General features: G+C 67.6%; 11 protein-coding genes. All 11 read left to right on the top strand.

Features of this window, described 5'->3' with window-relative positions:
* The first annotated feature begins 2 nt into the window (after positions 1 to 2).
* The 11 genes from WC971_04650 to WC971_04600 all read left to right on the top strand — a co-directional run bounded on the left by WC971_04650 (position 3) and on the right by WC971_04600 (position 13,411).
* Positions 3 to 659, top strand: coding sequence for a sugar transferase (locus WC971_04650; GenBank protein ID MFA5844104.1), 657 nt, complete (start codon positions 3 to 5; stop codon positions 657 to 659).
* Positions 660 to 775: 116 nt separating this feature from the next.
* On the top strand, positions 776 to 1,762 hold the full coding sequence (locus WC971_04645) for a GDP-L-fucose synthase (protein MFA5844103.1): 987 nt from the start codon (positions 776 to 778) through the stop codon (positions 1,760 to 1,762).
* On the top strand, positions 1,746 to 2,768 hold the full coding sequence (locus WC971_04640) for a thiamine pyrophosphate-dependent dehydrogenase E1 component subunit alpha (protein ID MFA5844102.1): 1,023 nt from the start codon (positions 1,746 to 1,748) through the stop codon (positions 2,766 to 2,768). Before WC971_04645 ends, WC971_04640 begins: the two co-directional genes overlap by 17 nt.
* On the top strand, positions 2,765 to 3,820 hold the full coding sequence (locus WC971_04635) for a transketolase C-terminal domain-containing protein (protein ID MFA5844101.1): 1,056 nt from the start codon (positions 2,765 to 2,767) through the stop codon (positions 3,818 to 3,820). Before WC971_04640 ends, WC971_04635 begins: the two co-directional genes overlap by 4 nt.
* Before the next feature lie 24 nt (positions 3,821 to 3,844).
* On the top strand, positions 3,845 to 4,777 hold the full coding sequence (locus tag WC971_04630) for an NAD(P)-dependent oxidoreductase (protein MFA5844100.1): 933 nt from the start codon (positions 3,845 to 3,847) through the stop codon (positions 4,775 to 4,777).
* Between the two features lie 21 nt (positions 4,778 to 4,798).
* Entirely contained in the window at positions 4,799 to 5,791 is a 993-nt protein-coding gene (locus tag WC971_04625; protein MFA5844099.1) for a kinase, read from the top strand.
* A 37-nt stretch (positions 5,792 to 5,828) separates the two neighbouring features.
* Complete coding sequence (locus tag WC971_04620) at positions 5,829 to 7,034, top strand: DegT/DnrJ/EryC1/StrS family aminotransferase (protein ID MFA5844098.1); 1,206 nt, start codon at positions 5,829 to 5,831, stop codon at positions 7,032 to 7,034.
* Between the two features lie 7 nt (positions 7,035 to 7,041).
* Positions 7,042 to 8,871, top strand: coding sequence for an ABC transporter ATP-binding protein (locus WC971_04615; GenBank protein MFA5844097.1), 1,830 nt, complete (start codon positions 7,042 to 7,044; stop codon positions 8,869 to 8,871).
* Positions 8,868 to 10,835 carry a hypothetical protein gene (locus WC971_04610; protein MFA5844096.1) on the top strand — a complete coding sequence of 656 codons (1,968 nt, stop codon included), beginning with the start codon at positions 8,868 to 8,870 and terminating at the stop codon, positions 10,833 to 10,835. The genes WC971_04615 and WC971_04610 overlap by 4 nt, the downstream gene beginning before the upstream one ends.
* A complete protein-coding gene (locus tag WC971_04605; GenBank protein MFA5844095.1) occupies positions 10,828 to 12,333 on the top strand; it encodes a radical SAM protein in 1,506 nt (501 codons plus the stop codon). Before WC971_04610 ends, WC971_04605 begins: the two co-directional genes overlap by 8 nt.
* Positions 12,305 to 13,411 carry a TIGR00180 family glycosyltransferase gene (locus WC971_04600; GenBank protein MFA5844094.1) on the top strand — a complete coding sequence of 369 codons (1,107 nt, stop codon included), beginning with the start codon at positions 12,305 to 12,307 and terminating at the stop codon, positions 13,409 to 13,411. The genes WC971_04605 and WC971_04600 overlap by 29 nt, the downstream gene beginning before the upstream one ends.
* Positions 13,412 to 13,417: the final 6 nt, after the last annotated feature.

Genomic DNA, 13,417 nt, shown 5'->3' with positions numbered 1-13,417 from the left:
GCGTGCAGGTGTTCTCCGGTCCCGACGACCGTGTCGAGGTGGGGTCCGCGAAGCGCACCCTCGACGTCGCGCTCTCGCTGTCGCTGCTCGTTCTCACCTCGCCCGTCTCGCTGGCCATCGCTGTCGGCGAGATCCTCGATTCGATGCTGAGCGCCGAGGACCGCGGCCCGGTCGTCTATCGCGAGACGCGCGTCTCTCAGGGCGTCCCGTTCACGCTCTACAAGTTCCGCATCCTCAAGGTACGCGCGATCGTCGAGCAGATCGGGGAACAGGGGCTGGCGCCCAAGACGGTGGAGAACCGGCCGGAGAACGTCACCGCGATGGGGCGGTTCCTGAAGAAGACCGGTCTCGACGAACTGCCGCAGTTCTTCAACATCCTGCGAGGCGACATGAGCTTCGTCGGGCCGCGCCCGAAGCCGGTCGCCGAGTACGAGGCGGAAGTGGCGAAGGGGGTCTGGCGGCGCAAGGTCATCCGCGCCGGCCTGACAGGTCCCGCGCAGCTGCTCAAGGGCACGGTGCGCACCGCCGACGACGACCTGGCGGCGGACCTGGCGTACATCGCCGAGGCGCGGGACGCTTCCCAGTGGCGACGGTTGCGGACCGACCTCGTCGTCCTTTGGCGGACCATCCGTCTGATGCTCAAGATGACGGGCGAGTGACGATAGGCCCCGCGAGCCGCCTCTCGCCTTGACACGCCGCGCGACGCGGCCGGATACTGTTCAGGTTACGAACAGTCGTCCGGCGCTCAGGCGTCGCTGCTCACGACGGGTGGAACGTGGACACACACGCGAGGATACTCATCGCAGGACACACCGGCCTGCTCGGGTCGAGCCTGCTCGCCAGGCTCGAATCGCTCGGGTACGACCGTCTGCTCACGCCCGGGCATGACGAACTCGATCTCACCGATAGCGCCGCCGTCGACGCATTCTTCGCGGCCGAGCGCCCGGAGTTCGTCTTCCTCGCTGCCGGCATGACGGGCGGCATCGTCGCGAACATGACGTACCCGGCCGACCTCCTGCACGTCAACATAGCCATCCAGGACGCGGTGTTCGAGGCCGCCGTCCGCCGTCACGTCGGGCGCGTCGTCACCTATGCATCGTCGTGCGTCTACCCACGCGAGGCAGCGCAGCCCATCCGCGAGGACAGCCTCTTCTCGGGCCCCATCGAGATGACGAGCGCCGCCTACGCTGCCGCGAAGACCGCGCTCATCATCGCCTGCCGCGCCTACAACGCGCAGCACGGCGCGGGGCGCTTCATCTGCCTGTTGCCGAACTCCATGTTCGGGCCGAACGACAACTTCGATCCTCGCACCGGTCACGTGCTCTCGGGGATGCTCATGAAGTTCCACGTCGCCAAGCTCGCTCGCGACGGTGGCGAAGACGTCTCTGTCACGCTCTGGGGAAGCGGGGAGCCGCGCCGGGAGTTCGTCTTCGTCGACGACGTGGCCGACGCCTCGATCTTCGCCCTCGACCATGCTCACGAGATGGGCGACCGTCACTACAACGTCGGTTCCGGGAAAGACATGACCATCCGCGAGCTCGCCGAGCGCATCGCGGCGGTGGTCGGGTACGACGGGGCGGTCGAGTGGGACGCCGGCAAGCCCGACGGGACGATGCGCAAGCTGCTCGACAGCGCGGACTTCCGCGCGCTCGGCTGGGCGCCGTCGACAAGCTTCGACGAAGGACTGCGCCGCACGTACGAGTGGCTCGCCGCGTACGGGCCGGGCGCGAAGGGAGCGTGGGACGATGTACCTCTACGATGATTCCGCGCCCGCGACCGAAGGCGCCGCGCTCGACGCGTCCGAACTCCTCGGGCTCTTCCACGGGATGCTGCGCGTGCGGATGGTGCAGGACCGCATCGCGGCGGACTACCACGAGGACGAGATGCGCACGCCGGTCCACCTGTGCGTGGGCCAGGAGGCGGGCGCGGTCGGCGTGTGCGACGCGCTCCGTCGCGACGACCTCGTCTTCAGCAACCATCGCGGACACGGTCACTACCTGGCCAAAGGCGGGGACCTCAAGGCGATGATCGCCGAGCTCTTCTGCAAGTCGACGGGCTGCTCATCGGGCCGCGGAGGGTCGATGCATCTCGTCGATCTCGACGCGGGACTCCCGGGTTCCTCCTCGATCGTCGCCGGCGGCATCCCGCTCGCCACCGGCGCCGGGTTCTCCTTCCAGATGCGCGGCGAGGACCGCGTCGCCTGCGTCTTCTTCGGCGACGCGGCGGCCGAGGAGGGCGTCTTCTACGAGAGCCTGAACTTCGCGGCGCTGAAGAAGCTCCCCGTCCTGTACGTGTGCGAGAACAACTTCTTCGCGGTGTGGTCGCCGCAGCGCGCCCGCGCCGCGAACGAGGTCTGGCAGCGGGCCGCGTGCTTCGGCATCCCCGCGACCGTGGTCGACGGCACCGACGTCGCGGCCGTGCATGTCGCCGCCGAGACCGCCGTGGCGCACGTCCGCTCGGGGCTCGGCCCCGCGCTGCTCGAGCTGCGCGCCTACCGCTGGAAAGGCCATTCGGGAGGCGAGGAGGACGCCGGCAAGGGCGACCGCTCCGTCGACGACCTCGAGAGCTGGAAGGCGCAGTGCCCCATCGACAAGACCGAGGCGCGGCTGCGCGACGCCGGCGCGCTCGACGACCCGGCGCTGGCGCGGATGCGGGCGGAGATCGGCGCCGAGATCGACGAGGCGTTCGCTTTCGCGAAGGCGAGCCCGCTCCCCGACGACTCGACGCTGACGGACCACGTCTACGCGGACGCGGAGGTCACGCGATGAGCATGTCGGGCTGGGACTGGCTCTCCATCGTGCGCGACGAGGCGGACACCGTCGTGACCGGCGGTCACGGCGGCCGCGTGCTCAAGTACCCCGAGGCCGTGCGCGAGGCGCTCTCGCAGGCGCTCGCGGCCGATCCCAGCGTCTACGTGATGGGGCAGGGTGTCGACGACCCCGACGGCATGTTCGGCTGCACGCGCGACCTGCACGTCGACTTCGGCGGCGAGCGCGTCTTCGACACGCCGCTCTCGGAGGACGCGCTCATGGGAGTGGCGACCGGCAGCGCGCTGACGGGGATGCGCCCCGTCTACATGCACAACCGGCCGGACTTCCTCCTGCTCACTCTCGACCAGCTCGTCAACCATGCGTCGAAGTGGCGCTACATGTTCGGCGGGCGGCACAGCGTGCCGATGGTGGTATGGGCCGCGATCGGACGCGGATGGGGCAGCGGCGCGCAGCACTCCCAGGCGCCTCAGGCGATCTTCGCGCACGTCCCCGGGCTGAAGGTCGTCATGCCGAGCACGGCGTACGACGCGAAGGGCCTGCTGCTCGCTGCGATCGCCGACCAGGACCCGATCGTCATCATCGAGCACCGCTGGGCGATGCGCCACGCCAGCGAGGTGCCCGAGGAGATGTACTTCGTGCCCATCGGCAAGGGCGTCGTGCGTCGCGAGGGCACCGACGTGACCATCGCCGGCACGTCGCACGCGCTGCTGGAGGCGCAGCGCGCGGCCGAGGAGCTCGCCGGCGAGGGCATCTCGTGCGAGGTCGTCGACCTGCGCACGGTGCGCCCGCTCGACGAGGAGTTGCTGCTGAACTCGGTGGCGAAGACCGGACGCCTCGTCGTCGTCGACACCGGCTGGAAGACCGGCGGGATCACCGCCGAGGTCGCGGCGGTCGTCGCGGAGAAGGGCGCCGACCTCCTGAAGGCGAACGTCGTGCGGCTCGGCGCGCCCGACTGCCCGACGCCTGCGGGGTACACTCTGGAGGCCGCGTTCTACCTCGACAAGGACAAGGTCGCTCGTGCCGTTCGCGACTTGCTCGCGCGCGCCTAGGCGATAGACGGAAGGGAGCCACGCATGCGCATCCTCGTGACCGGCGGTGCCGGCTACATCGGCTCGATCCTCGTCCCCGCACTGCTGCGCGAGGGCCACGAGGTCACGGTCGTCGACAGCTTCATGTTCGGCCAGGCGACGCTGCTCGACGTCTGCGCCGATCCCAAGCTGCGCATCGTGCGCGGCGACGTGCGCGATAACGCGCTGATGAAGGACCTGCTGCGCGACGCCGATGTCATCTTCCCGCTCGCATGCCTCACCGGCGCGCCACTGTGCAAGAAGGACCCGATCGCCGCGCAGACGACGATCGTCGACGCCATCCGCGACATGCTCAAGGTGCGCAGCGCCGACCAGCTCATCGTCTACCCGAACACGAACAGCGGGTACGGCGTGGGCGAGGCGGGCAGGTTCTGCACCGAGGAGACGCCCATCAAGCCGATCTCGCTCTACGGCAAGACGAAGTGCGAGGCCGAGGCGATGATCCTCGAGGCCGGGAACTCGATCGCGTTCCGGCTCGCCACCGTCTTCGGCACGAGCCCGCGCATGCGCATCGACCTGCTCGTCAACGACTTCACGTACCGCGCGGTCTTCGACCGCTTCATCGTGCTCTTCGAGGCGGACTTCAAGCGCAACTACGTCCACGTCCGCGACGTCTCGCGCGCGTTCATCCACGCGCTGGGCAACGCCGACACGATGAGCGGCGAGGCCTACAACCTCGGCCTCTCCTCGGCGAACCTCTCGAAATGGGAGCTGTGCGAGGAGATCGTCAAGCAGGTGCCGGACTTCTACTTCGTGCGCGCCGAGATCGGCGAGGACGAGGACAAGCGCGATTACGTCGTGAGCAACGAGAAGCTTGAGGCGACCGGTTTCCGCTGCGAGTACGACCTGCAGGCCGGGATCGCCGAGCTCGTGAAGGCGTACCAGGTGACCAAGCGCAACCAGTACGCGAACGTGTAGCGCGGCGACGGAGGACACCCCGTGATAATCAGCAGGACACCGTTCCGCATCTCGTTCTTCGGGGGCGGCACCGACTACCCGGCCTGGTACGAGGACCACGGCGGCGCGGTGCTCTCCACGACGATCGACAAGTACTGCTACATCACGTGCCGCAACCTGCCGCCGTTCTTCGAGCACAAGCATCGCATCGTCTACTCGATCATCGAGAACGTGAAGACCATCGAGGAGATCAAGCACCCGGCAGTGCGCGCGGTGCTACAGATGCTCGAGGTCGAGCAGGGCGTCGAGATACACCACGACGCGGACCTGCCCGCCCGCTCGGGCATCGGCTCGTCCTCTGCGTTCACCGTCGGGATCCTCAACTCGGTCCACGCGCTGAGGCATCGCATGCGCACGAAGCAGCAGCTCGCCGAAGAGGCCATCCACGTCGAGCGCGATATGCTCGCCGAGTCGGTCGGCAGCCAGGACCAGGTCGCGTGCGCGTACGGAGGTCTGAACCGCATCTCGTTCCGCCGCGACGGGCGCTTCGCCGTCGAGCCGATGATCCTCCCGCGCGAGCGGCTCGACGAGTTCCAGGACCACCTGATGCTCTTCTTCACCGGGTTCTCGCGATACGCTTCGACGATCGCGGCCGCCCAGATCGAACAGACGCCGAAGCGGCTCTCCGAGTTGACGCGCATGCACGAGATGGTCGAGGAGGCGAAGGCCGTGCTGGCCTCATCCGACGACATCCGCGCTTTCGGCGAGCTCATGGACGAGTCGTGGCGCCTCAAGCGCTCGCTCACCGAGAAGATCTCGACGAGCGACATCGACGCCATCCACGACGCCGCGCGCGGCGCGGGGGCCGTCGGAGGCAAGCTGCTGGGCGCCGGCGGCGGCGGCTTCATGCTCTTCTTCGTGCCGCCCGAGCGACAGGCCTCGGTACGCGAGGCGCTCGGTTCGCTGCTCGAGGTCGGCTTCAGGTTCGACACCACGGGCAGCCAGATCATGTACTACGGCGACACGGCGTCGTAGGGTCCGGCGCCTCCGGAAGCGAAGGAAGGTAGAAGCGTTGGGCGATCGCATAGAGATGCCGTTCGGGACGATGTCCGTCACCGATACCGCGAAGCGGCTCGTCGCCGAGGTGATGGAGTCGGGTCGCCTCTCCAGCGGCAAGCTGGTCCGCGACTTCGAGCGCCGGTTTGCCGAGCTCATCGGCACGAAGGAGGCCGTCGCTCTCAGCAGCGGCACCGACGCCGACACGCTCGCGCTCGCGGTGCTCCACGACTACGGCGCCCATCGCGGTGACGAGGTCATCGTGCCGTCGCTGTCGTTCGTCGCGACGGGTAACGCGGTGCTGCACGCCGGGTTCACGCCGGTCTTCGTCGACGTCGAGCTCTCCACGCTCAACATCGACGTGTCGAGGATCGAGGACGCGATCACCGAGCGCACGGTCGCGATCATGCCGGTCCACCTCATGGGCAAGCCGGCGGACATGGACGCGATCATGGCGATCGCCGCGAAGCACGGCCTCCACGTCATCGAGGACGCCGCCGAGGCGCACGGCACGAAGTACAAGGGCCGCGACGTGGGCTCCATCGCCGAGATGGGGGCGTACAGCCTCTACGTCGCGCACATGATCTCGACGGTCGAGGGCGGCATCGTCACCACCGACGACCCCGACAAGGCCGAGATACTGCGCTCGCTGCGCAGCCACGGCCGCTCGTGCAACTGCTCCGTGTGCGTGATCAACCTCGGCTCCGAGACGTGCGCGAAGCGTTTCGTCGACGGCGTCGACAAGCGGTTCGTCTTCGAGAGGGTCGGCTACTCGAGCAAGATGAACGAGCTCGAGGCCGCCGTCGGCATCGGGAACATGGAGGCGTGGCCCGAGCATCTGGCGCGGCGCCGGGCGAACCTGACGTACCTCCTCGACCGCTTCGACCGTTTCGCCCCGATGCTCACGAGCATCCACGAGGAGGAGCACGAGATGATCGGGCCGCACGCGTTCCCGGTCATCGTCGGCCCCGACGCGCCGTTCACGCGCGACGACCTCGTCGACGACCTCGCGGCGAACGGCATCGACTCGCGCAACCTCTTCCTGTCGATGCCGACGCAGTGCCCCGGCTTCGAGTTCCTCGGATACGAGCTCGGGCAGTTCCCGAACGCCGAGTACGCGGGCGAGCACGGTCTGCACGTCGGCGTCCACCAGGACCTCGACGAGAGGCACATGGAGCACTTCATCGCCACGATCGATCGCTTCGTCGGCGCGCGGACGTAGGACGGTCGTGAACGCGCGGACGCGCATCCTCGGCTACCTCGGCCGCCACCGGCTCCTCGTCGGCGCGCTCGTGTGCACCAGCGTCTTCTCCGCCTTGCTCGAGGGCGTCGGGATGACCCTGTTCTTCCCGATACTCCAGGGCATGAGCGGGTCGGGCGCGACCGCCGGCGGCTTGGCGATCCCGTTCCCGTTCGACCAGGTGTACGCCGCGCTCGGTAGCTTCCCGCTGCGCGAGCGTCTCCAGGTCGTGGGCGTGCTGCTCTTCGCCATCACGCTCGTGAAGGGCATGCTCATCTACACCACCGTCGTGGTCGCGGCGCGGCTGCAGGTGCGCGTCGTGCGTCACTACCGCGACGACTGCGCGGCGCAGACGATGCGCGTGGGCATGGGCTTCCTCAACAAGCAGCGCACGTCCGACCTGCTGGTGGTCATCGACGGCTACACGGAGTCGACCGCCGGGGCGATCGTCAACCTCGTGGGCGCCGCTCTCCCGCAGCTGTTCACGATGGGATGGCTGCTCCTGCTGCTCGTGCTGCTGTCGTGGAAGCTCACCGTCGTCTCGATCGCTCTCGTCGCCTTCGCGTCGTTCGTGCTGACGGGGCTGACGCGGCGGATCATGGACGCGGGTCGCGCGCTGGTGGCGACGCGCTACGCCTTCAGCCGCACGCTCTTCGACGTCATCCACGGGATGAAGGTCATCCGGCTGTTCAACCGCGAGCAGCTGATGACGGAGCGCTTCGTCGAGGCGGACGTCAAGTACAACGCGGCGCGCTACCGGTCCACGAAGCTCGTGGGGCTCATCGGCCCGCTCTTCGAGGTCGTGGGCATCGGCGTCCTCGCCGCCATCCTCGTCGTGGGCTCGCTGCTCGTCTCGCACGACAGCAAGGCGTGGCTGGGGATCCTGCTGACCTTCATGCTCATCCTCGCGCGCCTCATCGTGCCGGTGAAGCAGCTGAACACGGTCCGCGCGGGAGTGATGGAGAAGTTGCCGACACTCTACGAGCTCGACGCGTTCCTCTCCGAGACGGGGAAGGAGTACCTTCCCTCGGGGACGCGCTCCTTCGAGCGCCTCGAAGGCGCGATCGAGTTCCGCGACGTCGAGTTCTCGTACGAGCCCGGCACCCCGGTGATGCGCGGGATGTCCTTCCGCATACCGCGGGGCGCGAAGGTCGGCGTCGTGGGACCGTCCGGCGGCGGCAAGTCGACCATCGCCGAGCTGCTCCTGCGCTTCTACGACCCTCAGGGCGGAGCGGTCCTCGTCGACGGTGTCGACCTGCGCGAGATCGAGGTCGAGTCGTGGCGCCGGCGCGTAGGCGTCGTCACGCAGGACACGTTCCTGTTCAACGACACCATCCGCAACAACATCGCCTTCGCCGACCCCGAGGCGAGCGACGAGGCCGTCGAACGCGCGGCGCGCCAGGCGTACGCGCACGACTTCATCTCCGCCATGCCGAGCGGCTATGCGACGACCGTCGGCGATCGGGGCGTGCTGATCTCGGGAGGCCAGCGCCAGCGGCTCGCGATAGCCCGCGCGATCCTGGCCGAGCCCGAGATCCTCGTCTTCGACGAGGCCACCTCGGCGCTCGACACCGAGTCCGAGCAGATAGTGCAGGAGGCGCTCGACGCCGTGGCTGAGGGGCGCACCGTCGTCACGATCGCCCACAGGCTCTCGACGGTGGCCGACTCCGACACGATCCTCGTGGTGGCGGACGGCCGCGTCGCCGAGCAGGGGACGCACCAGGAGCTGCTCGCCCTCGGCGGCGTCTACCGTCGCCTAGTCGAGATGCAGGACCTCGAGCCGAGCGACGGGTCGCCGGAGGTCGACGCGCTGACATGACGCTCGACGCCGCCCTCCTCGCCGTGTGCGTCGCGTCGATCGTCTTCGGGCTCGGCTTCGCCCGCGCGACGCGCGGCATCACGTTCTTCGGCACGGCCACCGACAACCAGAAGCAGGCGGCGACGGCCGCGCAGTCGCGCACCTGGCGTTGGCCGTCCGACATGCACCGCTCCTCGGGCGGCAAGTCGTACATGAAGGACGTCGTCATAATCGGCGTCGCGCTGTTCCAGCGTCTCACCGGGCTGGGCGCGGAGTCCGACCGGCCGCTCGTGCTGCTGTGCGGTTGGTGCAACGCGCTCGCGGGGGTGCTCGTCTTCGTGGTAGCGCGCGGCTGGTGGGGGACTGGGCCCGGCCTGCTCGTCGCATCTCTCTACCTCACGAGCCAGTGGCCGTGGCAGATCGCGCTCATGGGAGGCCACGTCTGCGTGGCGCAGGTCCCGTTCCTCGCTTGCGTCGCGCTGCTTCAGGCCTCGGCGTCGGGCGTCGGCGGTCTCGTCTCGGCCGCGCTGTTCGCAGTCGCGGGAGCGGCCTTCGGGTGGATGCAGTTCTCGTCCGCCTCGGCGCGCAAGTTCATCGCACCGGTCGCCGCGGCTCTGCTCGTCGCGACCGCCGGGATCGCGGACGCGGGATGGGCCTCGCGCCCGTGGGACGACCGGGCGGGCACGGTGGCGTTCGGCGCGGCCGCCTGCTTCGCGATCGTCCTGCCGCTGCAGGCGCTCCTTCGCGGAGCCGCGAAGCGCGCGGCCGCCGGCGATGCGCCGAAGTGGGTGCTGAGGCTCGCGGGCGGTTCCGCGGAGACGCGCGACATCGCGCGGGCGGTCCGTATGGCCTATTCAGCCTTGCGCGCGCTCGCCGTCGGTATCATCGCGGGGACGGCGTACGCCTCGACGTTCGGCGCGATCACGCTCGCCACGGTGCTCGCGCCGTTCTTCGCCGGCTTCCTCGCCGCGGTCCTCGTCCTCCTGCTTCCCGGCGTGGTCGCCAACCTGCGCGGCTACTTCTCGTACTGGGGCATCGCCGCCGTCTTCGGCCACTTCCGGCTCTACCGCGAGTACTTCGCCGAGCGCGGGACGCCCATCCCCGACGACATGCGTGGTGCGGGCTGGCTGTGGGTGTGGCGCGTGTTGATGCGCGTCGCGCCGGTGCCGACGCTCGCGTACATCGCGGCCGTCGGGTGGCTGAAGCTCGCCGCCTGGGACGGGCGGGTCGAATGGCCGGTGTTGTTCGGCGTCGCGCTGGTGAGCATCTCGCCGATCGCGTGGGGGGAGATCACCCGCGGGCCGCAGCTCGCGCGGTCCTACCTCCCCGGGCTTCTCGGCGTCCTGGCCGCGATCGCCTTCGCGGCGCGCGTGGCGCTCGACGCGGGGGCGCCGGTCGCGGCCGCCGCGGTCGCCGCCGCCGTCATCGTCGCGGCGAACGCGGCGTGGAGCGCGCGGGTCTTCTTCGGCGACGTCCTCCCGGCACGCATGGCGCCCGCGCGTCTCGCGGCGCTGCTCGAGCGCGAAGGAGCGACGCGGGTGTACGCGTACGACACGCCCTTCAACGACGCGCTGCTCGGCGTCCTTCCGCCGGAGCTGCTCTCGCGGCTCGACGTCCGCCGCATCTCGTCGCTGGCCGACGTCGGCGAGGAAGGCGCGCTCGTCGTGGTGCCCGGCACCAGCAGCAAGGCGCTGAACATGGAGTCGACCCGCGAGGGATACACGGGAGAGGACTTCGCGTCCGATCCGGTCCTCGAGCGGCTGCTCGCGTCGAAGGGCATCGAGGACGTCGCCGTCGCCGGGCTACCGACCTTCGGCACCAGCCGGATCTGGGTCCACGAGAGCGAGGTCTCGAGCTACCGGGATCTCATGATGCATGAGATAAGTGATGAGGACAGGTGGCGTGGCATGGCGTGGCTCCTGAAGCTCGATTCCGAGGAACGAAAGCAATTGTCAGCTCGAACGACAGGAGGTTGTGATGGGTGACGTCGATCTGGCGCTCGTGCGCCCGGGAGATCAGAAGCGGGTCTACGGGCAATTGAGTGGCTCCCTCTCTGCGATCGAACCTCCCTTATGGGCGGCTCTGTGCGCGGCCTATGTTCGCGATCGCGGTATCAGTGTGCGCATCCTAGATATTGAGGCCGAGGGATTGAGTCCCGAGCAGGCTGCATCCACGCTGGCGGAGTGGTCGCCAACCGTAGTGGGTTTCATCGTCATCGGTAACAACCTGTCGGCATCCACGTGGAACATGGACGGAGCGACGGCCTACCACGAGGCACTACATCAGGTAGCTGGCGGCATCCCCACTTTCTTCTGGGGTCTGCATCCATCGGCGCTGCCTGAGCGAACGCTGCGCAACGAAGGAGCGGACTACGTCTGCAAGGGCGATGATTTCGACACGGTTGTGCGGCTCGTTGAGGTCATCAAGGAGTCGGGCAACGCCCACGGCAGCGGGATTCCAGGACTGAACTACCTCGATGAGGACTCGGTCCTCGTCTCCTGGCCGCAGGCTACGCCCCTTAAGAATCTCGATGAACTCCCCACGCCGGCGTGGGATCTTCTTCCGATGAGGGCATATCGCGCGCATAACTGGCACTGTTTCCACGATCTGGATCACAGGCAGCCCTACGGCGTTGTCTATGCAAGCCTGGGTTGTCCGTTCGACTGTTCGTTCTGCTCGCTCAACAAGCTATTCGCAGGCAAGCCCGGGGTTCGCTTCCGCTCACCGGAGAAGGTGGTCGAGGACATTGCGGTGTTGGTGGAACGGTACGGTGTCAAGAACATCAAGGTTCTCGATGAGTGCTTCGTGCTCAAGGAGCGTTATGTACTGGAGATTTGCGATCGGATCATCGAGCGTGGATATGACCTGAACATGTGGGCGTACTCTCGCGTGGACACCGTGAACGAGCAGATGCTCGAGCGTATGCGTAGCGCCGGCATGCGCTGGCTAGCCTATGGGATTGAGTCGGGCAGCCGGGCCTCGCTCGATGTTGTCCACAAGGGGCGCTACGGAGCCGAAGAGATCCATGGCGCGATTCGGATGACCAAGGCGGCTGGCATCTGGGCTCTGGGCAACTACATGTTCGGGCTTCCCGACGACGACAGCATGTCGATGCAGGATACGCTCAGCCTGGCCAAGGATCTCGCCTGCGAGTATGCCAATTTCTACGTGACAATGGCCTACCCCGGAAGCAGACTCTACGAGGATGCCTTGCGTGACGGAACGAGGCTTCCCACGACCTGGCGGGGCTACTCGCAATTCTCTCGGGAGACGCTACCGCTTCCGACCCTGCGGCTGACTTCGGAGGAGGTCCTGCGTTTCCGGGACGAGGCGTTCGTCGAGTACTTCAACGACCCCGCCTATCAGGACATGATGCGCCGCACGTTCGGCGAACCTGCGGTCGAAGCCGTTCGCGAGATGCTCTCGCACTCGATCGAGCGCGACATCCTGATCGATGGAGGGGCCCGACCCGATGCCTCGTGACATCTTGAGGACGGGTCGTCCATTCGGGCTTGCGGAGGATCCCCGCCTGACCATCATGATACCGACCATGGGTCGTCCAGGATTCGTGCTTCGGCTTCTCGACTACTACTCCGGAGTTCGTTTCCGCCATCGCGTCGTTATTGGTGATTCCAGCGAAGCCGACGTGGTCGCGGCGATGCGCGCGGACATTGAACGCTTCGAGGGTCGTCTCGACGTCGTCTATCAAGAATGTCCCGGCCTGAATGACCGCGACTGCCTTCGCGAACTCGTGCTCGCTCTCGACACCCCATACGCCGTGTTCGTTGCCGATGACGATTTCCTCGTGCCGGCGGGGCTCGAGGAGTCCATGACCTTCCTCGATCTGGAGCCTGGGTACTCAAGCGCGCATGGCGTCGGCGCGACGGTGGTGCTCGATGACTCCGGCCCGCGGGGCAGAGTGGTGACCGCCGGTCCTTACGCCGCGCTGAAGCCGGTAGAGGGCGCGACGGCGGCCGCGCGTCTTCGGGGTTACCTCTCCGACTACTCGGTCATGCTGTTCTCGGTGCAGAGGGCCGCGGTGTGGCGGGCTATGTATCCGGACGTCTCGCTGCCGGATAAATCCTTCGAATCGGAGCTGCTTCCGTGTTGTCTGTCGGTCGTGGAAGGACCTAGCCGGCAACTCGAGAAGTTGCAGGTGGTGAGGCAGGTACACGATCGACAGTATTCGCTGCCCGGTCCGATCGATTGGATGATGAGAGAGGGATGGCGGCCGGCCTATCTCGGCTTTCGAGAGGTCATCGCAGGTCGCGTCGCCGAGAAGGACGGCATCTCCGTCGCGGAGGGTCTTGCGGTCGTCGAGGAGGCTTTCCTGGCCTACCTGACCAACGTGCTTCGATCCAAGCTCTCTGCCATGCGTGCAGCGGAGACCCGGCGAGCGAGTCGGCGAGGGCTCCTCGCATCGGCCGCCCGATGGGTGAAGTACCGCGTCCTCGACAGAGACGCCATCTCGCTCACGAATCTCTTGGCGCCGGGGTCCAGATACTATGACGACTTCATGCCGGTGTACCGCGCGTTGACCGGCGCCGCCAACGACCGCTGACCGCCG

This window comes from Coriobacteriia bacterium, assembly GCA_041658765.1.
Classification (GTDB): domain Bacteria; phylum Actinomycetota; class Coriobacteriia; order Anaerosomatales; family JBAZZO01; genus JBAZZO01.
The sequence above is the reverse complement of the archived record's forward strand: the minus strand, read 5'-3'. Positions and strand labels throughout refer to the sequence as shown.

Excerpts from the sequence above, each read along its gene's own strand:
- WC971_04635 (MFA5844101.1), top strand. The coding sequence starts at position 2,765 with ATGAGCATGTCGGGCTGGGACTGGCTCTCCATCGTGCGCGACGAGGCG.
- WC971_04630 (MFA5844100.1), top strand. The coding sequence starts at position 3,845 with ATGCGCATCCTCGTGACCGGCGGTGCCGGCTACATCGGCTCGATCCTC.
- WC971_04640 (MFA5844102.1), top strand. The coding sequence starts at position 1,746 with ATGTACCTCTACGATGATTCCGCGCCCGCGACCGAAGGCGCCGCGCTC.
- WC971_04600 (MFA5844094.1), top strand. The coding sequence starts at position 12,305 with ATGGAGGGGCCCGACCCGATGCCTCGTGACATCTTGAGGACGGGTCGT.
- WC971_04605 (MFA5844095.1), top strand. The coding sequence starts at position 10,828 with ATGGGTGACGTCGATCTGGCGCTCGTGCGCCCGGGAGATCAGAAGCGG.
- WC971_04610 (MFA5844096.1), top strand. The coding sequence starts at position 8,868 with ATGACGCTCGACGCCGCCCTCCTCGCCGTGTGCGTCGCGTCGATCGTC.